The organism is Paenibacillus sp. PK1-4R, from assembly GCF_030369595.1.
GTDB lineage: Bacteria > Bacillota > Bacilli > Paenibacillales > Paenibacillaceae > Paenibacillus.
Genome location: NZ_CP126535.1, coordinates 179,953 through 206,269, shown reverse-complemented (window position 1 = coordinate 206,269; position 26,317 = coordinate 179,953). Strand labels below are relative to the sequence as shown.

Genomic DNA, 26,317 nt, shown 5'->3' with positions numbered 1-26,317 from the left:
CGCTCAAACCATCTCTGCACTCCCCCACACTCCCCATTTTTGCATTTTCATTTTTCAGGTTTTTACATTCCGATACTCATTCATGGATCGGCCGATATGTTTTTTGAACAAGACGCTGAAATAGTGTGGGTCCGGGATGCCTACCTGCTCCCCAATCTCATACCCTTTCATATCCGTCTGTTTCAGCAGCATTTCAGCCTTCTTTATGCGGAGTTGAGTCAGATATTCCACAAATGTCTGCCCGGTTTCTTTTTTCATCAGCCGCCCCAGATGGCCTGAACTTACGTAAAAAGCAGCCGCGGTGCTGGAAAGCCCCACTTCCGCATTGCCCATGTTCTCTTCAAGATAAGCGATCACCCGGTCGATCAGATTGCCTTCTTTGGCCTGTCGCTTGGCTTGTATGACATCCGATACGGTGCGGACATGCTGCTCCAGCATACTTTTTAGTTCGGGCAGATGATCTGCTGTAAAAATGGCCGCAACGGCCTCTTTGTTCAATGCGTGCTCTCCCTCAATCTGCTGCTCTATGGCAGCACGCTGGCACTCCGTAACCACATCCATGGCTGCCATCCGAAACTGTGAAACGTCCGAAAACGGCACAGACAGCATACGCTCCAGCAACAATACGGCTTCTTCCCCCGCACCAACACTGACGTAAAATTGCAGTTGTTGGAGCAGCTGAGCATCCGAGTGGTAGGGCTTTTTCCCGCCTTCGATGACCAGATCCTCGAAGCAAATGACCTGATTTTTTCCCACAAATGCCTGATAATCGAGTGCACGACACGCCTCCCGGTATCCCACACAGGCCCTTCCCCATGCTGATTGCCATTGCCCAATCCCTACTGTCACATCAACTTCACACCCTTCGAGCTTAAGCGTATGTTGAAGTTCTTCCTGAAGCTGCTGTACCTGATTGGCAAATTCCGTATCCGCACCAAGCGAGAGTACAACTATCCGGTTATGCGGGTCCATGACGATAATGGTTTGCGAATCCTGGGGATAAAATGCCTGCACCTGCTTCATGCCTACCATTCGCAGCAGAATATGTATTTCCTCAGCGGGTTGTCGATGGGCTTCTGTCTGATGCTGGCTTAAACGGGGTTGAGCGTGTTGTTGTTGAAGCCCTCGTTGGGCTTTGTGTGTTTGGTAATATGGTTCGGATAGATGTGGATATACCTCTGGTGCAGCTATCTTCGCTTGCGGTACAGCAACCTCCACCTCCATGACTGCAATGCACAACCCTGGTTTACCTGAAGAGATGGGAATGCCGAAGAATCGCGCCTTCTCTTGTAGTTCATCCTCAGGCATCACTTCACTTAACCATTGATTCACAAATCGCTCCCTGAGATAAGGCAAGCTCTGCTTCATTTCCTCCCGCAGCTTCATCAGCTCGTACTCACGCCCCATCTCCTGCTCGATTGCCACTCGCAGCTTCGCCGTAACCTGTAATAACTCAGAAGCACGAATGGGTTTCAAAATAAAATCGGATATTCCCAGCTTCACACTCTGACGAGCATATTCAAATTCATCATGCCCCGTCACAACCACGATTTTTAAGTTCGGGTAACGTTCCATGAGGATGCCGCTCAGTTCAATGCCGTCCATCTTTGGCATGTATATATCCGTGAACACGATGTCTGGACGCAACAGCTCAACCTGATCCAAAGCCTCTTCAGCATCGGAGGCCTCGCCAACGATGGTCATGCCTTGCTGCTCCCAATCGATACGCATGCGCAGCAGATTTCGGATGAGGTACTCATCATCCACAATCAATACCTTTAATGGTTCCACAGTTAATTCCATGATTCATCGGCTCCCTTCGGGATCGTTATGATAATGGTTGTTCCTTTTCCAACCTCGCTCTGCAGCTTGAGTCCATCTTCTCTGTCATAAAAAATGCGAAGCCGCTCCATCGTCCCCCATAAGCCAAAGCTTGGATTGTGTTTAGAGTTAAAGGTAGGATTAGAAGGATTAGATGAGTTAGATGGGTTAGATGGGTTAGATGGGTTCGAGCGGTTAAACCTGTTCATTTCTGTGCGTTCAACCTGTTGCACTTCTTCCCCGGACATGCCGACTCCGTCGTCAGTGATCGTTAGAAGTACCCCCTCCATGGATCGATGAGCTTGAATACGTATCATACCTGGGCTGCCTTTAGGGCGTATGCCATGATACAGCGAATTTTCTACCAGCGGCTGGAGCACGAGCTTGGGAATCATTACTCGCTCACAGTCTGAATCGATATCGTACTGCACCTCAAATACACCGGGGTATCGCACCTGCTGGATCGTCAGGTAATTGCGTACAATCTCAACCTCCTCGTGCAGCGTGATCAGTTCACGGCCTTTACTGACACTCAGCCGATAGTAACTTCCAAGCGCTTCTAACAGCTCACATACCTTATCGTTCATGCCCGACATCGCCAGGGAGGTAATGGAATCAAGTGTGTTGTATAGAAAATGCGGCTTGATCTGCGCCTGGAGTGTATTTAACTCTGCTCGACGAATCGTCTGCTGCTCCTGAATGATGCGTTTCAACATCTGGTCAATCTGCTCAATCATCTGGTTGTATCCTCCATATAGCTGTGCGAACTCGTAACTGTTCAGCTCAACCGTCACTTTGCGGAAGTTCCCACTTGGCGCTTTCTGCATGGAACGAAGCAGCTTGTGAATCGGCTTAATGACGCTGCGCGAGATGATGAATGAACTGACGAAAAAGACCGTTCCGTTCACTGCCAGTAGAATCAACGCAAGCAGCACCATGGATTTATTACGGGTATCCGTAGCCCGGTATGGACTCATGCTGATAAATTTCCACTGATCATCACCAGCCGAACGATAGGTCACCGCATATTCCTGACCAGCCGATTGCAAGGTGATGAAGCCGGAGGATTGCTCTTGAAATGTTTGTGCTAACTTGGCCCGATTGGCCTCTAACATCTCGTGCATCCCATCCTGTCCAGAAGCGGCAGATATGGATTCATCGGATACAGCAGGTACGGCCTTCTTTCCATCGGCTGCGTTCGTTGCAATCACCCGCTGATGCTCATCCAGGATGGCCACCTGAAATGTATCAGGTGCAGACAGGTTGGCATAGGCCTGAGCGATGGATTTGCCCTTGATGTTCATGACCAAAAATCCAAGCGGAGACGTATCATCCAAATCCCGAATGAGGCGAATAAACGAGACCACCTCTTGTCCATCATTCTCCCCCGTCGCCGATACTCCGCTATCGTTGTTCCCACCATTCAGCCTGAGCAGATATCGTCCGTTGTGCTTCAGTGCCTGTTCGTACCACGGCGCTTCCTTCACATTCGCTTCCATAAACGTGGGCCATTCCTGTGTACCGACCGAGAATCGGTGTCCCGAATTATCGTAAATATAGACTGAATCGATAATTGGAACCGCTTGCATAAGATTGGTCAAATAAGCGCTGACCTTGGACTGTGTCTGTAAATTGGAGTACACATTGCCCTGCCGCAGCAGGTTCTGCAAGTTCGGATCGGAGAAAATCATTTTCGAATAATTGTTCACGTTCTCGATCATCAGATTAACGTTGGTCTCAATGGATGTAATCGTCTGCAATGATGCTTCATTGATCTTTCGCTGCGCATCACTTTCCGAGATTCGATTCAACACCAATGCACTGAACGCCACCGTTAGCAGAATAATGACAAAGTAGGCAAACGGGATTTTAAAGGCGAGTGTCTTGGGCTTGCGTTGAATGAACTCTCTGAAACGGGGAGTCCAATTCTTCTTCATTGCACTGGTGTTCGCTTTTGCATTTGCGTTTACTTCTGCATCGGTCTCAATATCTGATTGGGCTGTTGCTTTCACCTCTATTTTCATCTCCTTCTGTCACTACTCCTGCATCTGTTGTTGCATCTTTTGCTCTTTGATTCAATGTGACCCTCCTTTGGTTCCGATGTGTGATGGGTTTATCGGTTGGGATCGGATGACCTGTTGTGATATCCACCACTCTCTCGGATTTTATACAATTGTATATTATAGGACGGTGTATGGAGGAGGCTCAACTCTTTTTATCGCTTACGGATGGCTTGACTGAGTGAAGTAGAATGAGGCTTTGGGAAGACGATTGCTGTAAATGCTGTGAGTGGGGGTCCCCGTAATTGGAGCCGCAAGGAGTACTGCTTTATAAAATGTTGGAGGTCCAGATAATAAGTTGTGGTTTGGTGCCGGATGGAGAGTGAAGCGGGGGAGAAGCGGAGGGTCTGAATATACAAAAGACGATGATAAACGTCTACCTTGATATGTCATACTTTTGAGCAGGATTACAGTATCTACGGGCATAATTCTTACTACTCACAGAGTGTTGATCGAGTGATTAAGGTTGGGAAGTCCATTCATGGTCTTCTCGTATGATGAATTGAAGTGGGGAAAATGTCGGGGCATCCTGCCCTCGGGCAGGACAAGCACAGAGTTAGTTATGGTAGGATACAGCGAATCGTGATCAAAGCGAGAATTCGGTAACTCCTTTTTTGGAGGTATATTTTAGCGTGTAGCTTCCTTCTGTGCCATATGGCATCGTAGCGATTTGGATGCGGGTGTAATCCAGCCGACTCTCTCTGAGCACTTTTTTAATTAGCGCTATGCTCCGATCCTCGTCCGTTACCACACAGAAAATGTTCATTACATATTCCTTTGGATCAGCCACACGGCTACCCAGATCACATCCATCGACCTCCCCCAAATCCGCCTGGGTCAGAACGGTTTCCAGATATTCCATCACCTTTTCCTTCAACCAATGATCTCGTTTGCTGCCCTGCGCGCTCTTCAGTGGATATTGCACCACAAGCCAGTATTTTTCACTCATTTAGCTTCACCAACCAATCTTTATATGATAGGGCATTACGTTATGTGCGGACACTTAGACGATAAGAGTTCATATCTCAGCCTTACACTCCTCCAGTTCAAAATGGGCTAGATCATTGACCTTACTGCTTTTTGGAATTGTACTGCCCTTCCATTTGCAGGATGAGGAACATGGTGATGTTTAATGAGATGGGAGCTTAACGTGTCTGCTGACTTTCTGCCAATAGCCACGATCTGAGCATCAGGATTCAGTTGCATAAGCTGTCTGGCAAATGGCAAACCATCCTCCAACTCTGCCAAAGTCGGTGTTCGATTCGTCATCCTGTTTTCAGAAGAGTGATAAGGATGAAAGGGATAGATGTTCCAAAATATAAAGTCCGTTGGTTTCCACCTTGAACTGGATAACACTTCACCCCATATAATAGATGCTGTCGGCTCTGCGAATCCATATAGTGCCTGAGTCTGGTTAGGTTTGGCGATATTGGGCAGGCTTGTTCGAACACCCGGCTCACCTGCAAAAATCATCTGGTGATTCACCAGCGAGTGATTACCGGTAACCATTCGCTCGGACGTCAAGGGTACGCCGGAGAACCTCGCCCCTTGATATCCCACGGCTTCAGCAATAAAAATGTACCGAGCCTTGGACATTCTTGGTTCCAAATACCTGACCAAATGTTCAGAACGAATCTCCACCGCTTCGGGGCCAATATCATAGCCCGTCACATAATCTCTCCAAGGATTAATCACATTTACTGGCGACACATATGCTTGTATCCCTGCAACAAACTCGCGGATCTCTTGCTGCGTTTGGCTCATGCTTTTTTGCCTCCTTTGGGAGATTCCAGAGTACATCAGGCTTGCATCAGCTTATTTTACAAAGATTATAGCATAAACAGAAAAACCACCAACCAGAACGCTGGTTGATGGTTTTCGCTCTAATGGAAGCGAGGGGATCGAACAATCGTCCAAAGATAACAGCACATAAGCTTCTACGGGTATAGTCACAGTTTTGATGTCAGCCAAGTATCAGTAACCCACAAGAACAGGATTAGCCCACGCAGGTATGGACTCAACACAATAGATCAAATTACTCTGGATGATTTCCGCAACAATTAAAGGCTCGTATGTATTATCAATGATGATAACCCGATCTGCGATGGCTAGAGCCGGTTTAAGGTTCTTCAATGACTCACCATATCGATAACGAATGTCTGCTTCTGAAATCCAATGTCCACCTTGTTCAACACGAGAGGCTACACGATCTATATGCATTTGAACATCCTCAAGACCGATATAATAAACGACAATTTCATAATTGTTTTCTTTTGCTATTTCCATATGTTTTAAAACAAATGATCCGGACAATGTCGTTTCAATAGCGAAGTTTACACCACTTTTAATGAGTGATCGGATTCTTTTTACAGCTTCCCTGCCAGCAGACAGGTCAGCACTGCGTGGATTCTCTGGCTTCAACTCTCTTGCAATTTGATCTGGATCAACAAGTTCACCAAGCCACTCTCTCATTTGCATGCTGAGTGTACTTTTCCCTGCTCCATTTGTACCCGCAAACACAGTCATGACTGGTCTGATTTCACTCATGATATTTAAACTCCTGCCGTTTTCCAGTAGCATCAAATGTAATTTCGAATTTATTACCGGCAGCATCCTCACGAACGCGTTTGTTGTTCTTTATATAATAAATAGAGGCACCTGATTCTTTAGCTTGTTTCCGTGCATGTTGATTTGCTTTTTTTAAAATTTCTTGGAGCTGTTCTCGATTTTCAACCATCTTGAGTCCCCCAATCTAAATTTATGTTTTATTATATCATAAACAGAAAAACCACCAACCAGAACACTGGTTAGTGGTGGATAGAAGCTGTAGCAAACTATTGCGGTATAACTTCCTCCCACTGACCATTGGTGGTTTCTTTGTAGATATGAAGGTTTCCATCATATTTTCCCTCAATAAAGTTAGAACCCGCTTCTTTCAAGTACGGATCCAAAATAACTACTCCTTTACTCAGTTAGCATCAACAATATGATATTTAATGTTAAACATTATAAATTAGTTTTTCATATGAAAGACCCTGAGATTAAATTCTCACTGCGTGGATCAGCTGTCGTTGTATCACCCCGTTGCGATTTACCGTTGATACTTACACTTGTCTGTCTCACTATCCAGGTCAATAGATTTCCAATAGAAATACCCCTTTCAGTTCTGAATCTAAAAGGGGTGGGACTAACCATCATCTAATACTCTAATATGGAATATTTTATGACATGAAGCTTAAAATATCGTCTTCTTGTTTCGTATCAACAGCGATTTTATTACGCTGCATTTTTTTGCAAGATGTACATTCATGTACAATTTGATATCCTTTTTTACTAGAATATTCGAGTTGAATGGGCTTCATTAATCCTTTACAACTACTTAAACGATCGCCTGGTCTATTGTCTAGGTGCTTAGAAAATAAGCAAATTGGACAATGATTTCTAAAGCTTCCGTTTGTTAATGGTTCAACATATGCATGACAGTTTTCACAACGGAAACTTGTATTTTCAGTTTTTCTACTCAACGTATCTTCCTCCAAGATGAATTATTTCATCTGAAGAAAGGGTTCCGTTTAGTTTTCCTATCACAAGATAGTTTCAGGCTTTTAAAGGGAAGTGACAAATTCACCGTCTTGTTTTGCAAAACGATTACTTCTAGTTCCTACTTCACAAAAGCATCTTTCATCTTTTGATCCGGACCACGATTGATTTTCAAGTTTTGTATCAACCACTGTAAGACGGACTTACTCCACCTTCCACTAGTAAGTGTTCACCTCTAATCACTGACAAAGGCATTCGTCCCCTAAAAGAACACGTTGGCTTTTATCCAGTAAGTGCATATAATTAGACTCCATTTCTTTGAGATAATAGTTAGTCCCATATTTAATTATAACAAAATATATTCTTAGTGAATATTTAAACAGACTATAAGCCATCACATCAACCGCACCATTCTTGTCCAAATCCACGACCGTTTCAACATTAATTAGCCTACTTTATCTCCTACAATCACAGCGGTATCCTTAACAGGATACTATGAAACTTCAAAAATCGTTTTGTTCTGCTAGCTAGGTGATACGCTATCTCCTCTATGCCTGAGGTCAACAGAAGAAAATAATAAGCTGAACTAAGTAAAAGCCAGTTGCGGGGGCAACCTAAGGTGACATCAAAACTGCTACTTACAGAGGGTACCGCCATGTACATCATCAGAGATATATCGTAATTGACGTCAGAGAACCCCGAAGCCCTAGAGCCAAAGCGCTTTACCCTACCACCACATATCCAAACATGCAAAAACAGCCACCGAATGGTGGCTGTCACTGATACTACTAATGGAGGCGAGGGGAGTCGAACCCCTGTCCGAAGATAACGGCACATAAGCTTCTACGGGTGTAGTCACAGTTTTGATGTCACCCGAGTATCGCCCCGTAACCGGCTATACGTTGGGTCAGCCTGATTGTCTTCTTCAGCACACCCCAGGCGGAGATGTGACAGCGTATCCCACTACTAGTTAGCCCCTATCCCTGTCACATGGGCGATGCAGGGTAGAAGCACGCACACAGTTTCTTAGGCTGCGAAAGCGTAGTTTGTTTGTTGTTTGCCGTTTAATAGGCTTTAGCGTTGATAAAGCGGACGCGTCCCCACTACCCGCTACCCATGCTCGAACTATCCCCGTCGAATCCATAAACGCCCCCTCAATGAAGAAGGGCTCCAGGATTAATCCGTGAATACGGAGCAAAGGTGCTGCACATCTTTTTCCTCCAAGGTAAAAAGATGCTTCTTTCAAACTCGGCATTCCTGTCTGCTACATGAGTAATCATAACACAGGACACGTCACCGAAATAGTATAGATTGCTGGAAGACATTCCAGCAGGCTGAGCATGTGTACAAGGTTATCCAATACAACAGGCTCAATCGTCTACATATTATACCGCGTCACCAATCGGAAGTAAAGTTTACCCAGATTGGATCACGAACAACTGCACCTAAGTATCTTACCCACGATTTAGTCAACTTACGCAACAGCTGATAATTTAGATTCACCACTTCACTTAGAACCAGGCTCCTAGCTGTTTTCTTAGTCACACATCAACAAAAATCAGCTCACTGCTCACTTCAGCAACTCACATCACATCCCCTTTCCACTAAAAATAAAAAAGCCTCAATCTTGCCCATTGCAGGACAAACCTTGAGACTCCTTAACTCGTACATCAATCTTTTATACACCTAAAGTAAAGCCTTTACGCCCAGCGCTCCACTTAACGCGCAACCTTCTGCTTCTCGCGCAGTACCCGTTGGATATCACGTTGAGCATCGCGCTTCGCGGCAGTTTCACGTTTGTCGTATTGCTTCTTACCTTTACCCAGTCCAAGCAACAGCTTAGCGTAACCGTTCCGGATATAGATTTTCAGTGGCACAATGCTGTACCCATCCTGTTTCGATAACCCGAGCAGCTTGTGAATCTGCACTTTATGCATCAACAACTTGCGCGTACGTGTCGGATCGAGCGGATTATTTCGGTTCCCTTGTTCAAAAGGACTAATATGCATATTGTGAATATGAATTTCACCGTTTCGAATCGTGGCAAATGCATCACCAATATTCGCACGGCCGTTACGAAGAGATTTGATCTCCGTTCCGGTAAGCACCATGCCCGCTTCATACGTATCTTCAATGAAGTAGTCATGGGAAGCCTTTTTATTCTGTGCGAGCACTTTACTCTGTCCATCATTCTTGCCCATGTCCTCACTCCTTCTCCGTAAAATAAGCCGGTACCATGCTCTATAGCAGCGCACCCGATGTTGCACCAAGGTACCACGTGCCAGACCTTAATTGTAGCAAGTACGGCTGTTAAAATCAAGAAAGAGGCGACCTCTGCCGCCCCTCCTCATTACACTACTTTCAGACTGTGCGAAACAACACACCGCTGAAGTGACTATTTTCTCCAACGCTAAACCGGAGGAACGAATTGTAATTCATCTCTCCAAGTTACGTTAACTTTATTTTTTCTTTTTCCGTACAAAAGCTGCCGTGCCGTTACCAGCTGCACCTTTGCTCTTCTTCCGCTTGCGTCGTGGTGCTCCGCCTTCCTGAGCGCCACCAGGAGTTGCATTCTCTCCAATAAATACGCCGCTTGGCGAAGTGTTTTTGCGTCCACTTCCGCCTTTGCCACCTTTACCGCCGCCCTTGCCGGACTTAAAGCTTCCTTCACCGCGACCGCTGCCGCTGTTCAGGCCACTTCCTTGTCCACCGGTTGAACTAGTATCCGATCCACCCGATGTAGAGCTATATCCGCCTTTACCTGAGCCAAAACCAAAGCTCACCGCGCCTTTGCCCCGGCCAGTTGATCCTCCAGCATCACCGGCACGACGCTCACCTTTTGGTTTGCCGCCGCCTTTACCTGCGTAGCCACCGGAGGAACCTGTGCCCGCACCTGCACTCGCTGCTCCACCGCGACCACCACGTCCAGCTTTGCTGCTCTCTTCCGCTGATCTGCCACCACGGTTGCCTCCTGCAGCAGATGAGCCGCCTTTGCCGCCACGTGAACCGCTGAATCCACCTGGTCCACCTTTGGCACCGCCTCGTCCGCCGCCGCTACCAGGACGCCCACCTTTACCGCCACGTCCGCCACCGAAGCCGCCAGGACGTTCAGCGCGAGGTTTCATATCCACCATTTCAAAATCAATCGTATACTCTTCCATGCTTACACGTGCCACACGGATCTTCACTTCATCACCGATGCGGAAGACTTTTGAGGTACGTTCACCAATCAGGGCCATATGCTGATCGTCAAAATGGTAGTAGTCGTCCGTGAGCGCGCTCAAGCGAATCAGGCCTTCAACGGTGTTCTCCAGTTCAATGAACATACCAAAGCTGGTCACACTGCTGATCATGCCTTCGAACTCTTCGCCTACTTTGTCGAGCATGTACTCGGCTTTCTTCATTTTCTCCGTATCCCGCTCAGCTTCTACCGCCACACGTTCACGTTCCGAAGACTGCTGCGCAATATCGGACATACGTGCTGCCAAATACTCCTGACGATTCTCCGGCAAAGCACCATTATTTTCAATGACTTCGCGAATCACCCGGTGAATGACGAGGTCGGGATAACGACGAATTGGAGACGTAAAGTGACTATAGAATTCCGCCGCGAGGCCAAAGTGACCTGACATTTCAGAATCATACTTCGCCTGTTTCATGGAACGGAGCATCATCGTACTAATCACGGTTTGTTCTTTTGTTTCTTTGATATCCTCAAGCAACGATTGAAGCGCCCGTGGATGAATCGCATTGCCACGTCCTTTGACCTGGTGTCCAAAATTCGCCGCAAAGGCGAGGAAATTTTGCAGTTTTTCCTGATCGGGATCTTCGTGCACACGATAAATGAACGGAACCTTCAACCAGTGGAAATGCTCTGCCACGGTTTCGTTCGCTGCCAACATGAATTCCTCAATGATTTGCTCGGCAATCGAACGCTCCCGTTTTACGATATCTATTGGTTTGCATTCTGCATCCACAATGATTTTGGATTCTTCAAAATCAAAGTCAACCGCACCACGGCGCATACGCATAGCACGCAGCTTCAAGGCGATTTCTTTCATCAGATGGAAATCATCTACCAGATCCTTATAACGCTCGAGCAATTCCGGCTCTTCACCTTCAAGGATTTTACGGACGTTGGAGTAAGTCATCCGCTCTTTGGTTTTGATCACACTCGTGAAAATGTCATGTTTCACAACCTTCATCTGGTCGTTAAATTCCATCTCACAAGACAGGGTCAGGCGGTCTACCTGTGGGTTCAAACTACAGATCCCGTTGGACAGACGCTGTGGCAACATCGGAATAACCCTATCCACCAGATACACACTGCATCCACGGTTGTAAGCTTCCTGATCAAGCTTGGAATTCTCCTGTACATAATAGCCAACGTCGGCAATATGAACACCCAGACGATAGTTACCGTTAGGCAGCTTCTCTACGTTAACAGCATCATCCAGATCCTTGGCATCTTCGCCATCAATCGTGACAATGTTAAGTCCGCGCAGATCACGACGACCCTGTTGTACAATCTCTTCATCCGTGATGGAGTCGGGTGCTTTCTCCGCCTCTTCTACCACTTCATCCGGGAAAGCTTCAGGCAGCTGATGCTTGCGAATAACGGACAAAATATCAATACCCGGCTCATCCTTATGACCGAGAATCTCGATCACTTCACCCTCAGCCGCCGCGCGGCCCTCCGGATAGCTGACGATTTTTGCCACGACCTTCTGTCCATCAACCGCCCCAGCAAAATTGGTACGCGGGATGAAAATATCGCGATTAATCCGTTTGTCATCCGGAATGACAAATCCGTACACCTCATGGCTTTGGAACACACCCACGACTTGTGTCACAGCACGAGTAACAATACGAACGATCTCACCCTCCAGGCGACCGCCAGAAGGTCCTTGAGATGTGACTTTAACCAATACCGTGTCACCATTCATCGCACTCTTCATGTCATTGGCGTGAATGTACACATCCGGGTGCTCCCGATCCTCAGGGATAAGGAAAGCGAAACCTTTGGCGTGAGCCTGTAAACGTCCACGTACCAAATCCATGCGCTCTGGCATGCCATAACGATTGTTACGGGTCAGCAAAACTTTACCGGATTCCTCCAACGTATTAAGCATAATCAAAAAGGCTTTGAAATCAGCTGCATCTTCAATAGCGAAGTGCTGTTCCAACTCCTGATAAGTCATAGGTTTATAAGCGGTTTCCCGCATGAAGTCGAGCAGTTGTTGTTCTGTTATCATTAGTATATTCACCTCGGGAAACATAAAAGTGTAAGCAAGTCTCATCTCTTTATGTATCGGAATTATTACCATTTTCATGCAATGCAATTTCACTGTTGTGAAGAGCGTAGTAGTGCAACCATACTATCTCATACCCTAGTATACACGAATTCAATCCGGCCCATCCGTACCTCGCAAAAAAACCACAGTTGCCGGACGCTCCTCTAAAATCACGCTTTCACGTATCTCTACAGACATTTTATGCGATGCACGTGCTGTACGCATCTGGCAAAGGACTACATCCGAAAATTTTCTGTACACATGACATTCATTATAGGGAGTGAGTTCGCGTAACGAATAAGCGAGGGACATACCATACATGATAGGGGTGTGTTGCATGTTAAGGAAGGAAAACCGACCAGAAGTGAGAAGAAGACCGAAAATCATGGAGTCTATAAATTAGATTGTTGGAAAAGTTTGGACGCGTAAGAATTTATTAAAAAACCCCCGTTTCTACACGAAACGAAGGTTTATCAATTAAGCCATTAGCTTAGAGCTATTCATTGAACAGCAGTTCCAATTCTTACTTGGAAACCACCGTAACAATAATAGACAAAATCATAAATCCTGCACCCAGTACCACCGTTGCACGTTGCAGGAAGAGATCCAATCCGCGCGCTTTCGTTTTACCGAAAAGATGTTCCGCACCACCGGAGATGGCACCCGCCAAACCAGCGCTTTTCCCGTGCTGCAGCAATACTACAGTGATTAGACCGATCGAGAAAACAACGAGCAGCAATTTCAAAGCAATATCCATTCTTTCCACCTCCTACCCATGTGGGCATACATCTCACCATAAAAACAGTTACTTTAATTGTAACATAGCTATGGTTGTACTACAAGTAGTACAGTTTATACAATGCCCTAAATTTCACCACCTGCGTAATCATTACGTATCCCATTACTTCGTTGCAATAAAAAAGACAAGCCGGTTACCCGGCTTGCCTGTAAAAGCTGGATATCCAGCTTATTTTTTAAGGTTGTAGAATCCTTTAAGACCATTGTATTGAGCCAGTTCACCCAGTTGATCCTCAATGCGGAGCAATTGGTTGTACTTCGCGATACGGTCTGTACGGGAAGGAGCACCCGTTTTGATTTGACCAGCGTTTGTTGCAACAGCGATATCAGCGATTGTGCTGTCTTCGGACTCACCGGAACGGTGAGAGATTACAGCTGTGTATCCTGCACGTTTAGCCATTTCGATTGCATCGAATGTTTCAGTCAATGTACCGATTTGGTTAACTTTGATCAGGATGGAGTTACCGATACCTTCGTCGATACCTCTGCCCAGACGCTCAGTGTTTGTTACGAACAGGTCATCACCAACGAGTTGTACTTTGTCGCCCAATTTCTCAGTGAGCAATTTCCAACCATCCCAGTCATCTTCGGACATACCGTCTTCGATTGTGATGATTGGGTATTTCTCAACCCATGAAGCCAGAAGGTCAACATACTCAGCGGAAGTGTAAGATTTACCTTCGCCAGCAAGTGTGTACTTACCATCTTTGTAGAACTCAGTGGAAGCAACGTCCATACCCAAGAATACGTCAACGCCTGGTTTGTAACCAGCTTTTTCAATTGCTTCGATGATTGTAGTGATTGCTTCTTCGTTCGAACCAAGGTTCGGTGCGAAACCACCTTCGTCACCTACAGCTGTATTCAAGCCTTTGGAGCTCAATACAGATTTCAGGTTGTGGAAGATTTCTGCCCCTACGCGAAGAGCTTCTTTGAAGCTTGGTGCTCCAACTGGAAGAACCATGAACTCTTGAACGTCGATGTTGTTGTCAGCATGCTCACCACCGTTGATGATGTTCATCATTGGAACTGGCAATGCTTTAGCGTTGAATCCGCCCAGGTAAACGTACAATGGCAGGTCCAGAGCGTCAGCAGCTGCGCGAGCTACTGCCATGGATACAGCCAGGATTGCGTTAGCACCCAGTTTACCTTTGTTTGGCGTACCATCCAAAGTGATCATCAATTTGTCGATACCCAGTTGATCCAATGCATCCATACCGATAACTTCTGGAGCGATTGTTTCGTTTACGTTTTTAACAGCTTGCAGAACGCCTTTACCGAGGTAACGGGATTTGTCACCATCGCGAAGCTCAACTGCTTCGTGGGCACCAGTGGATGCACCAGATGGAACGATTGCGCGTCCGATTGCGCCGGACTCCAGGTATACTTCAACTTCTACTGTAGGGTTACCGCGGGAGTCGAGGACTTCGCGAGCGTACACGTCAGAAATAATAGTCATTTGTGATAATCTCCTTTAAATTTAAATTTATTATAAATTAGGACCACTTGTGTTTTCCCTTTTCCACTACGTCAGCAGAATCGTCCTCTGATCGCTGTTATCCCCTGATTCCTTTGAACTTATTTTCATAAGTTGGAATCATGTGATAAAGGCGAACGCTTTGCTTCTTCGGACAATTTCTGCTTCCTTCGTTCGGGGGTAAACTCCAAACTTCCCAATTTCATATATGTTGCTGCGTAACTTATTTACGGGTAGCGATGACGGATGTACCTGTCATTTCTTCCGGTTTAGGCAATTGCATCAGGTCAAGGATCGTTGGCGCGATATCTGCCAGGATTCCGCCTTCACGCAGGGTTACATTGGCATCCGTAACGATGAAAGGAACCGGGTTCGTTGTATGAGCTGTGAACGGACGTCCTTGCTCATCGAACACCATATCCGCGTTACCATGATCCGCAGTAATCAGTACAACGCCGCCTTTGGCAAGTACTGCATCCACAACACGGCCCATGCACTCATCTGTTACCTCAACCGCTTTGATGGTAGGCTCCAGCATACCGGAGTGTCCAACCATGTCAGGGTTAGCAAAGTTCAGAATGATGGCGTCATGTTTGTCTGCTTCAATCTCGCGAACACATGCGTCAGCTACTTCATACGCGCTCATCTCTGGTTGCAGATCATACGTTGCAACTTTTGGTGAGTTGATCAGTACGCGAGTTTCGCCCGGAAGCTCCACATCACGACCGCCGCTGAAGAAGAAGGTAACGTGCGGGTATTTCTCAGTTTCTGCAATACGCAGTTGTTTTTTATTGTTCTGTACCAGAACTTCACCCAGCGTGTTGTCGAGGTTTTTCGGCGAATATGCCACATAACCTTCAACCGTCTCGCTGAACAAAGTCAAGCATACAAAGTGCAAGCCCACAGGGAACTTCGGACCACGATCAAAACCGCGGAAATCCTGGTTGGTGAATACTTGCGACAACTGGATCGCACGGTCAGGACGGAAGTTGAGGAAGATAACGGAATCGCCGCTCTCTACCAAACCTACCGGCTCACCATCCGCTTTGACGATAACCGTTGGCTCAACGAATTCATCAAATACGGACTTCTCATACGATTCTTCAACCGCTTTGAGTGGATCGGTGTATTTTGGTCCATCTCCATAAACGATGGCGCGGTATGATTTCTCAACCCGTTCCCAACGTTTGTCACGGTCCATCGCGTAATAGCGACCTTGAACCGTTGCGATTTTACCTACTCCGACTTCTTCAATCTTAGCGATCAGCTTCTGCATGAAGTCTTTACCACTGTCTGGCATAACATCACGGCCATCCATGAAGGCATGAATATATACATCGTTCATTTCTTCTTTTTTGGCCAGATCAAGCATAGCAAACAGGTGGTCGATGTGACTATGTACGCCGCCATCGGACAACAAGCCGTAGAGATGAAGCTTTTTGCCGCTTTGTTTCGCTTCGCGAACAGCTTTGACAAGTGTTTCATTGTCGTAGAACTCGCCGTCACGAATGGATTTGGAGATACGGGTCAAATCCTGGTATACGATCCGGCCGGCACCAATGTTCAGGTGACCTACCTCGGAATTTCCCATTTGCCCTTCTGGCAAACCTACAGCTTCACCGCAAGCAGTGAGCGTTGTATGTGGGAATTGGCTCATGAAACGGTCGTAGTTCGGTTTCTTGGCTTGCGCTACCGCATTGCCTTCCACTGTGTTACGCAGACCAAAGCCATCCATGATGATCAGTGCTACAGGTTTTGGAGCTGTCATCTTACTTCGCCCCCTCAACAAGCGCGATGAACGAAGCCGGCTGCAAGCTGGCACCGCCAACAAGTGCGCCGTCGATGTCGCTTTGTCCGAGGTATTCTGTTACGTTCTCCGGTTTAACACTGCCGCCGTATTGAATACGAACTGCATTCGCAACCGTCTCGTTGTACAGATCCTTCACCAGCGTACGGATGTAAGCAATAACTTCATTCGCATCTTGGGAAGTGGAGGATTTGCCTGTACCAATCGCCCAGATTGGCTCATAAGCGATAACAACTTGTTCCGCTTGCTCTGCAGACAGACCTGCAAAAGCAGCTACTGTTTGCACTTTGCATACGTCTTTTGTTTGGTTCGCTTCACGCTCTTCAAGCGTCTCACCAAGGCAAAAGATTGGAGTCAATCCGTGACGGAATGCTGCATGCAACTTTTTATTAACAGTCTCATCGGTTTCCGCAAAATATTGACGGCGCTCCGAGTGACCAATAATGACATAATCCACACCCAGGTCTTTCAGCATTACACCGCTGATTTCGCCTGTGAATGCACCGTTATCTTCAAAATGAAGATTTTGTGCACCAATTTTGATGTTTGTGCCTTTAACGGCTTCTACCAGGGATGGCAGATTTGTAAACGGTGCGCAGATTACAGTCTCCACGCCTTCAACTTCCGCTTTTCCTTTAACTTCCTGAATGAAGTCATTGGATTCGGAAACCGTTTTGAACATTTTCCAGTTACCTGCGATAATCGGTGTTCTCATGGGTTTCAACTCCTTCATGCTATAGACTACTAAAACTTACTTGTCGTTCAATGCCACTACGCCTGGAAGTACTTTACCTTCCATGAACTCGAGCGATGCACCGCCACCTGTAGAGATGTGGTTCATCTTGTCAGCCAATTTGAACTTCTCAGCTGCTGCTGCGGAGTCACCGCCACCAATTACAGTGTAAGCTTCTGTCTCAGCGCAAGCTTCCGCTACTGCACGAGTACCGTGGGAGAATGGCTCGATTTCAAATACACCCATTGGTCCGTTCCACACAACCAATTTGGAGTTTTTGATTACGTCAGCATAGATCTCACGTGTTTTAGGACCGATGTCGATGCCTTCCCAATCTGCTGGGATGCCGTCGATGTCAACGATTTGTGTGTTTGCTTTCGCACTGAAATCGTCAGACACTACGATATCTACCGGCAGGTAGAAGTTTTTGCCCAGTTTTTTCGCTTTTTCGATGAAACCGAGAGCAACATCAAGTTTGGAATCATCCAACAAGGATTGTCCAATTTCATGTCCTTGTGCTTTCAAGAACGTGTAAGTCAGACCGCCACCGATGATCACGTTGTCTGCAATGTTCAGCAGGTTGTCGATTACATCGATTTTGTCCTTAACTTTGGATCCACCAATGATGGCTGTGAAAGGACGCTCAGGGTTGGAAATTGCTTTACCCAACACTTCAAGTTCTTTCTCCATCAACAAACCGGACACTGCTGGAAGCAAGTGAGCGATTCCTTCAGTCGAAGCGTGTGCTCTGTGTGCCGCGCCAAACGCATCGTTAACGAAAACGTCAGCCAGTTCAGCAAATTGTTTTGCGAGTTCTGCATCGTTTTTCTCTTCGCCTGCGTGGAAACGAACGTTTTCAAGCAACAATACGTCGCCGTTGTTCAGTTCAGCGATTTGAGCTTTAACAGCGTCACCAACAGAATCGTCAGCTTTAACAACTGTTTTACCAAGCAATTCTGACAAACGCTCAGCTGCTGGAGTCAAACGCAAGGATTCAACCACTTCGCCGTTAGGACGACCCATGTGGCTTGCCAAAATGACTTTAGCGCCTTTTTCAATCAAGAAGTTGATTGTAGGAAGCGTTGCACGAATACGTTTGTCATCTGTAATTTTACCATCTTCGAGCGGCACATTGAAATCTACACGGACAAAAGCCCGTTTTCCTGTCAATTCGATATCGCGTACACTTTTTTTGTTCATCTGTATTTCCTCCGCACCCATGTATTTGGTGGACCCATCAAGGGCTGAAATCCCTTGTCAATCCTGGTGTTTTTGAGAAATTTGCAAAATATTGATATATAAAGAGCGGAAACAATATAGCATCTGTTTCCGCTCTATGTTATTGCAGATATTACTTAATCATTTTTGCAAAGTGCTCCAAAGTGCGAACCAATTGTGCAGTGTAGGACATTTCATTGTCATACCAAGCTACAGTTTTAACCAATTGTTGGTCGCCAACAGTCAGAACTTTAGTTTGAGTTGCATCAAACAGGGAACCGAAAGTGATACCTTGGATGTCGGAAGATACGATTTCGTCTTCAGTGTATCCGAAAGTTTGTGGATCGGAAGCTTCTTTCATTACTGCGTTAACTTCTTCAGCAGTAACTTTTTTACCCAGAACTGTTACGAGTTCAGTCAGGGAACCAGTAGCTACTGGTACACGTTGAGCTGCACCATCCAATTTACCTTGCAGTTCTGGAATTACCAGACCGATTGCTTTAGCAGCACCAGTTGTGTTAGGGATGATGTTTTCAGCTGCTGCGCGAGCACGACGGAAGTCACCTTTAGGGTGTGGAGCATCCAACGTGTTTTGGTCGCCAGTGTAAGCATGAATTGTAGTCATCAAACCTTGAACGATTCCGAATTTGTCTTGCAGTGTTTTTGCCATAGGTGCCAGGCAGTTTGTTGTGCAAGATGCGCCGGAGATTACAGTTTCAGTACCGTCGAGGATTTCATGGTTTACGTTGTAAACGATGGTTTTCATGTCGCCAGTAGCTGGTGCGGAGATAACAACTTTCTTAGCTCCACCTTTCAAGTGTTTCTCAGCTGCTTCTTTAGTTGTGAAGAAACCAGTACATTCCAGAACGATATCTACGCCCAGGTCGCCCCAAGGAAGTTCTTCTGGGTTACGGTTAGCCAATACTTTAACTTCTTTGCCGTTCACTTTGAAGAAGCCATCGTGTACTTCAACATCGCCATCGAAGCGACCTTGAGTTGTATCATATTTGAGCAAATGAGCGAGCATTTTAGCGTCAGTCAAGTCGTTGATTGCTACTACCTCGATGCCCTCTACATTTTGAATACGGCGGAATGCCAAGCGTCCAATACGTCCAAAACCGTTAATACCTACTTTAATCATGAGTAAGTTCCTCCCAAGTTTTGATTAATTTTTTATGAAACTTATATATTCAAGACAGACGGTGAAGTCCGTCAAGACAACAATTGTTGTGTTGCAAAGTAAACCCTTATTCCATTTCAGCAACGATGACTTCGGCAGCAGCCTCATCAATAATCAGAATATCTTCCTGACCAAATCGCAACACGGAATGTATAGCAGCAGCTTTGCTTTTGCCACCTGCAATTCCAATCACAACATCGGTTCGTTCAATATCCTGAAGTCGCATACCCAGTGTAAGCATGGTATGTACCACCTTACCCTGATCGTTAAAGTAATAACCGAAAGATTCAGATACGGCTCCTTGCTCCTGAAGTTCATCTATAATCTCCGTCGCAAGTTTACGTCTTGTCGCCATCTCCACGGCATCACCAATTCCATGAATAACAATGCGCGATTGCCGAATCAGCTGCAGAATCTCCTGAACACTGGGGTCCTGGATTAATGATTCATAGGCATGATCACTTAGCAAATCCGGTACATGCAGGAGTTTGTATTGCGCTCCTACCCGTTTTGCCATTGTGGATGCAATCGTATTTGCCTGAATTTCAAGGCTTTCTCCAAGTCCACCGCGTGCCGGTACGAACCAGACACCTTTGAGCGATGTTGGCGGAGTCAGTTGCTCTGCGACTTCGGCCGTTGTTGATCCGCCAGTAACGGCGACAACGTCGTTGTCACTCATGATATTGCCGAGAGCCTTCGCTCCGGCTCTGCCCAGTTCCCTTTTGGCAAATGGAGAAACGTCCGAATCACCAGGAACCACAACTACCTTTTGCAGACCGTAGGCTTGCTTGATGCGCTCTTCCAGCTCGGATAATCCGAACAACTCTTTGGCTACGGGCTCTAACTGCTGCAGCAAATCATACCCTGCCTCGCTGATCTTCATCCCTGCACTGTCAATTTCAATAAGTCCCTGAGCCTTTAACAGATCGGTCTCAGCCCTCAGAACCCGCTCGGTCATCTGCATGGAATTAGCTAACGTTCTCCGTCCGATCACATCCGATAACATGATCTGTTGCAGAATCGTATACCTCTTTTTCAAGATATCCATGAGATCAGGCAGAAGCTGCTTTTGTACTTCTAAAATCGTTCGCATGCTTTCCACTCCCGCAAGTTCTCGTTCCAAGCTCTCTTTCGTGGCCCTAAAACGTCCCGGGTTAACTTTTTAAGTCCCACGTCTATTCTACCTAAAACTGACGTGACATGCAAGTGTTTCAACGTGTTATTTCGACACGCATTCAGCGTTTGTACGCGCCTATTTTCACAATCCTAGACTTCCATGATCAAGGACTAGCTCACGCATACCATATATAGAAGAAACGAAAGAATTCCATCTACATATCGCTCAGAAACACATTTCATACGGCATGTCCAAAACCTCTAATAGCATTTACTTAAATGCACTCTTTATCCACTCTTCTTCATCATGATCATTTTTGGGTTAATCCAAACCAATACCACAACGAACTGCTTGCAATTAAATATTTCATGAGCTATAATCAATATTGCTGTCACATAATGTGCGCCCGTGGTCCAATGGATATGACGTAGGCCTCCGAAGCCTGAGATCCAAGTTCGATTCTTGGCGGGCGCGCCATTTTTATTTAACAGCTCATAACCCATTTAACCAATGAAACCGGAAAGGTTTCTTTTTTTTGTAAGTTAGTTTGACTTTCTTTGACTTTTTGTTTGGAATTGTTTATTATGTGGGTAATACGGTAACAGTTTAATTATAAACACCAATAACATTTACATTCCAAGGAGGTTTTTCACGTGAGTTTTATTCCAATGGTCGTTGAACAGAGCAACCGGGGTGAGCGCGCCTACGACATCTACTCCAGATTGCTGAAGGATCGTATTATTTTCCTTGGTAGCGATGTTAATGACGTAGTGGCTAATGCCATTATGGCACAGATGTTGTTCCTGGCTGCGGAAGATCCGGAGAAAGACATTCACTTATACATTAACAGCCCAGGCGGATCGATTACAGCCGGTATGGCCATTTACGATACAATGCAATTCATCAAACCGGATGTATCTACCATCTGTGTAGGTATGGCGGCTTCCATGGGCGCATTCTTGCTGAATGCCGGTGCAAAAGGTAAACGTTTTGCGTTGCCTAACAGTGAGATCATGATTCACCAACCACTTGGTGGTGCTCAAGGTCAAGCTTCAGACATCGAAATTCGTGCTCGCCGCATCCTGAAAATGCGTGATACCTTGAACCGCATCATCTCTGAGCGTTCAGGTCAACCGCTTGAGCGGATTGAGAAAGATACAGATCGTGACTACTTCATGAGCGCTGCTGAAGCTGCCGATTACGGTATCATTGATAAAGTTATTGAAAACGTAGGTTCCCAAGGTATCTAAGTGTGACGTAGACCACGGTCTACGCGTTGACATAATAACACCTAACGTAATCAGCAACACCTCATTGTGTTGTCTATACGAGAAGAAGCCCACATCATAATCATGATGTGGGCTTCTTTTTTTCATTTTATAAGAAAGATAACTGATCAGTGCACAATAATGATTCTTTATTTGGTTCCCGTTACATTGCTAAATGGTTCTGTGCCTTTAGGGAGAATCTCTTTATACGTAAATGGCATTTCAGGGAATCCCTCTGCGTACGCCGTATACTCATACAGCTGGAAGAACACAACCACACCCGTTGGTGTCACATAGAAATCCTGATCTTTATTTAACCCTTTATACCCATCAAGGTATCCACCGCGGGCTTTCAGTTGCTCGCCCACTTTTTTACCCAACGTTTCGCGCATGGTTTTATTATTTTGCAGCACATCATCTAACGTGAGCTCCTTGCCTGTGTCCAGTGCAAAGGTGTGGCCCGTACGGTATGTCATACCATGAGCGCCAGCATAATCTTCGTATCGTTGTGTAATAAGTCCCAACACGCCTTTTTCATTGTACGTCACTACATAAGAGCTCTCAAATGCATATGGACGGTTGGCTGTTGCACCGCCGAATTCAGATGTCTGTTTCTTGAAGTCAGCTACATAAGCATCCACTTCGTCTTTGAGCACTTTGTTGATCGCCGCTTCAGCTTCTTTGCTGGCAAGTCCACTCACCTGTGGATATTGAACATCTACTTCAGCGTTTTTCACAGTGACATTAACTGTTGCCGCTTTAATTTTCACGTTATTTTGTTTCACCTTGCTAAGTGTCAACGTTTTGGTTTTGCCATCCCAATTCCCCTGTACACCCAGATAATCTCTCATTGCCGAGAATGGAATATACAATCGACCCTGAATCAATTTCGCTTCCACCTGAGGGTAATATCCGTTAATATAAACGTTTGGCTGTCCATCCATCAGGCTAACGGTCATCGCATTGTTTGCTGCTGTTACCGTATATGACTTGGTTTTTGCATCATATTTCAGGGTTCCACCTGCCACATCTTTAACTGCCGTAAGAGAGACCCAAGTTGAGCCACCTTGAAGAAGTCCTTTTTGAGTCAGTGTTTTTCCACCCGATTTCAGAGTTACCTCAGTCGGGGTTGTCACTTTCGAGGATACCGATGCTGCCTGAACCGAACTATCCTGCCATACCGAACCGCTACCTACAATAATTCCTGCTGCAAGCAATGCACTTGTCCATTTTTTCCATGATGTCATATATAAAACTCCTCTCTGAATTCACAATTAAGGATCATTGCGTATGTAATCCTGACCTGATCGCATATCTCATACGCTCACCTCTCTATTATAATTAACCCGATTTCGGAAAGGTTTACAGCTCGAGTTACAATGTTGATGAATATCAGACCGAAAATATAAGGGGATATGACCTTTTTGTCACGAACAACTATACAAAAAAGATACCAATAACCAGCATTTCATGTTGCTTTAAAAAGGCACCCTCCTATCCAACTTCATCAAAGTTTGCTTTTCCAACAAAAAAGACTCTGTCCACAGGACAAAGTCTTTGTCATTATTTCGTTGTCCCCCTTCAAATGACTCTTGAAAAGGTTACTTGAGCCTACAATCCTAGTTCACTCTTGTTTATTTCATTTCATACGTGATATTCAGGATTGTACTTACTTTAACCTGGCCTGTTTCAATCTCAGTGCCACCTGCTGTATCTTGTGCTTTGGACATCAACGCCTCGCTTGCATAGAATACAGGCACATTGGCATCACCTTGGCTCACGGAAAGAACAGCACCCAGTTGACGTTTAACTGCTTTTGCAATGGCGCCAGCTTTCACATCTGCGTTGGCAACAGCCTTCTCAATCACTTGGGACTCATAACTTTCCGGATTTTCTACAGTAAAGCGCACGTTTTCAATATTGTTGGCACCTGCCCCCGAAGCAGCATCGAGCAACTCGCCGATCTTGTCCATCTCACGATATGTGACAGTCAGCGTATGATGCGCTGTATATCCTTTAATTTGCTGTCCGTCTTTTTCGCTATACGTATAGTTGGGTTGTACAGAGAACTGACTCGTTTGAATGTCGTCTGCACTGATCTTCCACGTGTTCTTCAGCAAATTGGATACTTTTTGAACTTTCGCAGCATTCGCTTTTTGAGCAGATGCAGCTGTCTCTGCAGTACTGTTCACACCAATGGACAGATAAGCGATATCAGGTTTCACCTGAATCTCACCTTTACCCACAACATTAATCACATTCTGTTGTACTCCCTGAACCTCTGCAGCGTAAGCATAGTTGCCTGGTGCAACCCATGCTGTTCCTCCAACAAGCAACGTACTTGCCACCAGCACTGCACCAAACGGTTTCATCCATTGTTTTCCCATCACGATAGCCTCCTTATGTGTTAACATCTCAAACTTTAATCGATTTGATACCTTAACAGACGGGACAAATTCCATAATGTTGCACTTGACGATAGCAAATACGTCAATAACGCAAAAAAGCCCCTTTCGGGACTTCTTCATTGGATTGATCATATCTTATTGGTTTTCGAGCTCTTCCTTGCTTACCAGACTAACTAAAGCGTTTACAGCCTGTTCGGCATCCGCGCCTTCTGCACTAATCTGGATTTCCGTACCTGTGCTAATTGCAAGGCTCATGATCCCCATGATACTTTTTGCATTAACTTTTTTGTCGTCCTTCTCGACGAACACTTCAGACGAGTACTTATTCGCTTCTTGAACGAACAGTGCCGCAGGTCTGGCATGGAGACCCGTTTTCAAACGGACAACTACCGGGTGCTTTGTCATGGAAACTTACCCCCTATTATGAAATCTGGACATTAAATACACAATTATATTTATACAACATTATACCATTAACCCGTGCAGGACACTAGAAGAAAAAACTCAGGGTGCTTTGACGGACGTTATCTTGCCCTATTTCATCTTTTGAACAGCACATCCAATGACCTAAGTAAGTCTTCTAGATCCTTAACGGTTGACTTTCCCGACCTTTCTGTTCAGCAGAAACAGTCGACCTTGTTACTTTACCCTACTCCGTCTTAACCATAACGTTCTGTGCGTACTTTCTCAGCCAGCTCATCAATTTTACGAAGCCTATGATTCACTCCCGACTTGCTAACTGTACCTTTAAGGAGTTCGCCCACTTCCTTCAGATTGATATCTGGATGAGCGAGTCGAACCTCCGCCACCTCGCGAAGTTTCTCAGGCAGCGATTCCAGACCAACTTCCTTTTGTAACAACCGGATATTATCGATTTGTCTTACCGCCGCTCCAATGGTTTTATTCAGGTTGGCGGTCTCACAATTGACAATCCGGTTAACGGAGTTACGCATGTCTCGCATAATTCGTACATCTTCAAACTTGAACAAGGCCTGATGAGCACCAATGATGCTGAGCAGCTCAATGATTTTCTCGCCTTCCTTGATGTATAGGATGAATCCTTTTTTCCGTTCTATACACCGGGCATTCAGATGAAATTCATTGGCCAGGTCAACTAGTGCCTGACAGTGCTCTTCATACATGGACGCAATCTCCAGATGGTACGAGGAACCTTCCGGATTATTAACCGATCCACCGGCCAGAAATGCACCGCGAAGATAGGCCCGTTTACAACAGTTCTGCTGAAATAACTCTGTATTGATCCCTGGCGTAAACAGAAAACCTTCCGATACAATATGAAGACTGTTGAGAATCTCCTGTACCATGGTTGGAATACGAACAATATATACATTGTTCTTTTTCAGCCGCATTTTTTTGCGGACCAGTAATTCCGTATGCACTTGAAAATGCTTTTTAAGCAGAGAGTATGCCCGTCTTGCAATGGCGGCATTCTCCGTCGAAATATCCAAGATCACTTTTTTATTCGATAACTGCACTGCACCAAGCATACGGATGAGGGCTGAAAGTTCCGCCTTTTCGCAGCACGGTTCGCTCTCGATCATGGTTAACTCTTTTTTGGTCTGTGCTGCAAACGACATG

Annotated in this window: 21 protein-coding genes, 1 tRNA gene and 1 other RNA gene; 2 read left to right on the top strand and 21 right to left on the bottom strand. The window is 45.7% G+C overall.

The genetic code is table 11. The features are described from left to right. Positions 1 to 54: 54 nt before the first annotated feature. From QNO02_RS00985 to QNO02_RS00905, 17 genes are all read right to left on the bottom strand, one after another. Positions 55 to 1,803 carry a response regulator transcription factor gene (locus tag QNO02_RS00985; protein WP_289390837.1) on the bottom strand — a complete coding sequence of 583 codons (1,749 nt, stop codon included), beginning with the start codon at positions 1,801 to 1,803 and terminating at the stop codon, positions 55 to 57. Further along, positions 1,794 to 3,833 carry a cache domain-containing sensor histidine kinase gene (locus QNO02_RS00980; protein WP_289390836.1) on the bottom strand — a complete coding sequence of 680 codons (2,040 nt, stop codon included), beginning with the start codon at positions 3,831 to 3,833 and terminating at the stop codon, positions 1,794 to 1,796. Before QNO02_RS00980 ends, QNO02_RS00985 begins: the two co-directional genes overlap by 10 nt. A 634-nt stretch (positions 3,834 to 4,467) precedes the next feature. After that, positions 4,468 to 4,830, bottom strand: a complete 363-nt coding sequence (locus tag QNO02_RS00975) for a hypothetical protein (RefSeq protein WP_133387288.1) — start codon at positions 4,828 to 4,830, stop codon at positions 4,468 to 4,470. A gap of 107 nt (positions 4,831 to 4,937) precedes the next feature. Continuing rightward, positions 4,938 to 5,645, bottom strand: a complete 708-nt coding sequence (locus QNO02_RS00970) for a uracil-DNA glycosylase (RefSeq protein ID WP_249913694.1) — start codon at positions 5,643 to 5,645, stop codon at positions 4,938 to 4,940. A gap of 210 nt (positions 5,646 to 5,855) precedes the next feature. After that, positions 5,856 to 6,428: an ATPase gene (locus QNO02_RS00965; RefSeq protein ID WP_249913695.1), complete on the bottom strand. Its 573-nt coding sequence runs from the start codon at positions 6,426 to 6,428 to the stop codon at positions 5,856 to 5,858. Next, a complete protein-coding gene (locus tag QNO02_RS00960) occupies positions 6,421 to 6,618 on the bottom strand; it encodes a hypothetical protein (RefSeq protein ID WP_062837736.1) in 198 nt (65 codons plus the stop codon). The genes QNO02_RS00965 and QNO02_RS00960 overlap by 8 nt, the downstream gene beginning before the upstream one ends. Positions 6,619 to 7,102: 484 nt before the next feature. Next, the gene (locus tag QNO02_RS00955; RefSeq protein ID WP_289390835.1) at positions 7,103 to 7,405 is read right to left on the bottom strand and encodes an RNHCP domain-containing protein; all 303 of its coding nucleotides are present in this window, start codon (positions 7,403 to 7,405) and stop codon (positions 7,103 to 7,105) included. A gap of 805 nt (positions 7,406 to 8,210) precedes the next feature. Further along, positions 8,211 to 8,575, bottom strand: a transfer-messenger RNA (tmRNA) gene (ssrA, locus tag QNO02_RS00950). 564 nt (positions 8,576 to 9,139) lie between these two features. After that, a complete protein-coding gene (smpB, locus tag QNO02_RS00945) occupies positions 9,140 to 9,622 on the bottom strand; it encodes an SsrA-binding protein SmpB (protein ID WP_036674736.1) in 483 nt (160 codons plus the stop codon). A 258-nt stretch (positions 9,623 to 9,880) separates the two neighbouring features. Then, complete coding sequence (gene rnr, locus QNO02_RS00940) at positions 9,881 to 12,676, bottom strand: ribonuclease R (protein ID WP_289390834.1); 2,796 nt, start codon at positions 12,674 to 12,676, stop codon at positions 9,881 to 9,883. Between the two features lie 562 nt (positions 12,677 to 13,238). Next, on the bottom strand, positions 13,239 to 13,472 hold the full coding sequence (gene secG, locus QNO02_RS00935; RefSeq protein ID WP_062837740.1) for a preprotein translocase subunit SecG: 234 nt from the start codon (positions 13,470 to 13,472) through the stop codon (positions 13,239 to 13,241). Between the two features lie 210 nt (positions 13,473 to 13,682). Next, positions 13,683 to 14,969 (bottom strand): phosphopyruvate hydratase, encoded by a 1,287-nt coding sequence (gene eno / locus QNO02_RS00930; protein ID WP_062837741.1) that lies wholly within the window; start codon positions 14,967 to 14,969, stop codon positions 13,683 to 13,685. A gap of 241 nt (positions 14,970 to 15,210) precedes the next feature. Beyond that, positions 15,211 to 16,755, bottom strand: coding sequence for a 2,3-bisphosphoglycerate-independent phosphoglycerate mutase (gpmI, locus tag QNO02_RS00925; protein ID WP_062837742.1), 1,545 nt, complete (start codon positions 16,753 to 16,755; stop codon positions 15,211 to 15,213). A gap of 1 nt (position 16,756) precedes the next feature. Next, positions 16,757 to 17,509 (bottom strand): triose-phosphate isomerase, encoded by a 753-nt coding sequence (gene tpiA, locus QNO02_RS00920; RefSeq protein ID WP_289390833.1) that lies wholly within the window; start codon positions 17,507 to 17,509, stop codon positions 16,757 to 16,759. A 36-nt stretch (positions 17,510 to 17,545) separates the two neighbouring features. Next, positions 17,546 to 18,727 (bottom strand): phosphoglycerate kinase, encoded by a 1,182-nt coding sequence (locus QNO02_RS00915; RefSeq protein WP_062837743.1) that lies wholly within the window; start codon positions 18,725 to 18,727, stop codon positions 17,546 to 17,548. 151 nt (positions 18,728 to 18,878) lie between these two features. After that, entirely contained in the window at positions 18,879 to 19,886 is a 1,008-nt protein-coding gene (gene gap / locus QNO02_RS00910) for a type I glyceraldehyde-3-phosphate dehydrogenase (protein WP_056695277.1), read from the bottom strand. 106 nt (positions 19,887 to 19,992) lie between these two features. Then, positions 19,993 to 21,018, bottom strand: a complete 1,026-nt coding sequence (locus QNO02_RS00905) for a sugar-binding transcriptional regulator (protein WP_091038648.1) — start codon at positions 21,016 to 21,018, stop codon at positions 19,993 to 19,995. A 426-nt stretch (positions 21,019 to 21,444) separates the two neighbouring features. Here QNO02_RS00905 and QNO02_RS00900 point away from each other — a divergent pair. Next, a tRNA-Arg gene (locus tag QNO02_RS00900) sits at positions 21,445 to 21,519 on the top strand. 176 nt (positions 21,520 to 21,695) lie between these two features. Continuing rightward, a complete protein-coding gene (gene clpP, locus QNO02_RS00895; protein ID WP_017691245.1) occupies positions 21,696 to 22,292 on the top strand; it encodes an ATP-dependent Clp endopeptidase proteolytic subunit ClpP in 597 nt (198 codons plus the stop codon). 167 nt (positions 22,293 to 22,459) lie between these two features. On the opposite strand, the gene QNO02_RS00890 is transcribed toward clpP, so the two are convergent. The 4 genes from QNO02_RS00890 to whiA all read right to left on the bottom strand — a co-directional run bounded on the left by QNO02_RS00890 (position 22,460) and on the right by whiA (position 26,316). Next, the gene (locus QNO02_RS00890) at positions 22,460 to 23,557 is read right to left on the bottom strand and encodes a stalk domain-containing protein (protein WP_289390832.1); all 1,098 of its coding nucleotides are present in this window, start codon (positions 23,555 to 23,557) and stop codon (positions 22,460 to 22,462) included. A gap of 387 nt (positions 23,558 to 23,944) precedes the next feature. Further along, positions 23,945 to 24,697: an SIMPL domain-containing protein gene (locus QNO02_RS00885; protein ID WP_074092967.1), complete on the bottom strand. Its 753-nt coding sequence runs from the start codon at positions 24,695 to 24,697 to the stop codon at positions 23,945 to 23,947. A 156-nt stretch (positions 24,698 to 24,853) separates the two neighbouring features. Continuing rightward, the gene (locus QNO02_RS00880; protein WP_017691248.1) at positions 24,854 to 25,123 is read right to left on the bottom strand and encodes an HPr family phosphocarrier protein; all 270 of its coding nucleotides are present in this window, start codon (positions 25,121 to 25,123) and stop codon (positions 24,854 to 24,856) included. 254 nt (positions 25,124 to 25,377) lie between these two features. Then, positions 25,378 to 26,316: a DNA-binding protein WhiA gene (whiA, locus tag QNO02_RS00875; protein WP_091038642.1), complete on the bottom strand. Its 939-nt coding sequence runs from the start codon at positions 26,314 to 26,316 to the stop codon at positions 25,378 to 25,380. Position 26,317 lies beyond the last annotated feature (1 nt).

Excerpts from the sequence above, each read along its gene's own strand:
- smpB (WP_036674736.1), bottom strand. The coding sequence starts at position 9,622 with ATGGGCAAGAATGATGGACAGAGTAAAGTGCTCGCACAGAATAAAAAG.
- QNO02_RS00915 (WP_062837743.1), bottom strand. The coding sequence starts at position 18,727 with ATGAACAAAAAAAGTGTACGCGATATCGAATTGACAGGAAAACGGGCT.
- gap (WP_056695277.1), bottom strand. The coding sequence starts at position 19,886 with ATGATTAAAGTAGGTATTAACGGTTTTGGACGTATTGGACGCTTGGCA.
- QNO02_RS00975 (WP_133387288.1), bottom strand. The coding sequence starts at position 4,830 with ATGAGTGAAAAATACTGGCTTGTGGTGCAATATCCACTGAAGAGCGCG.
- tpiA (WP_289390833.1), bottom strand. The coding sequence starts at position 17,509 with ATGAGAACACCGATTATCGCAGGTAACTGGAAAATGTTCAAAACGGTT.
- QNO02_RS00905 (WP_091038648.1), bottom strand. The coding sequence starts at position 21,018 with ATGCGAACGATTTTAGAAGTACAAAAGCAGCTTCTGCCTGATCTCATG.
- eno (WP_062837741.1), bottom strand. The coding sequence starts at position 14,969 with ATGACTATTATTTCTGACGTGTACGCTCGCGAAGTCCTCGACTCCCGC.
- QNO02_RS00890 (WP_289390832.1), bottom strand. The coding sequence starts at position 23,557 with ATGACATCATGGAAAAAATGGACAAGTGCATTGCTTGCAGCAGGAATT.
- QNO02_RS00970 (WP_249913694.1), bottom strand. The coding sequence starts at position 5,645 with ATGAGCCAAACGCAGCAAGAGATCCGCGAGTTTGTTGCAGGGATACAA.
- secG (WP_062837740.1), bottom strand. The coding sequence starts at position 13,472 with ATGGATATTGCTTTGAAATTGCTGCTCGTTGTTTTCTCGATCGGTCTA.
- QNO02_RS00985 (WP_289390837.1), bottom strand. The coding sequence starts at position 1,803 with ATGGAATTAACTGTGGAACCATTAAAGGTATTGATTGTGGATGATGAG.
- rnr (WP_289390834.1), bottom strand. The coding sequence starts at position 12,676 with ATGATAACAGAACAACAACTGCTCGACTTCATGCGGGAAACCGCTTAT.
- QNO02_RS00880 (WP_017691248.1), bottom strand. The coding sequence starts at position 25,123 with ATGACAAAGCACCCGGTAGTTGTCCGTTTGAAAACGGGTCTCCATGCC.
- whiA (WP_091038642.1), bottom strand. The coding sequence starts at position 26,316 with ATGTCGTTTGCAGCACAGACCAAAAAAGAGTTAACCATGATCGAGAGC.
- gpmI (WP_062837742.1), bottom strand. The coding sequence starts at position 16,755 with ATGACAGCTCCAAAACCTGTAGCACTGATCATCATGGATGGCTTTGGT.
- QNO02_RS00960 (WP_062837736.1), bottom strand. The coding sequence starts at position 6,618 with ATGGTTGAAAATCGAGAACAGCTCCAAGAAATTTTAAAAAAAGCAAAT.
- QNO02_RS00965 (WP_249913695.1), bottom strand. The coding sequence starts at position 6,428 with ATGAGTGAAATCAGACCAGTCATGACTGTGTTTGCGGGTACAAATGGA.
- QNO02_RS00885 (WP_074092967.1), bottom strand. The coding sequence starts at position 24,697 with ATGGGAAAACAATGGATGAAACCGTTTGGTGCAGTGCTGGTGGCAAGT.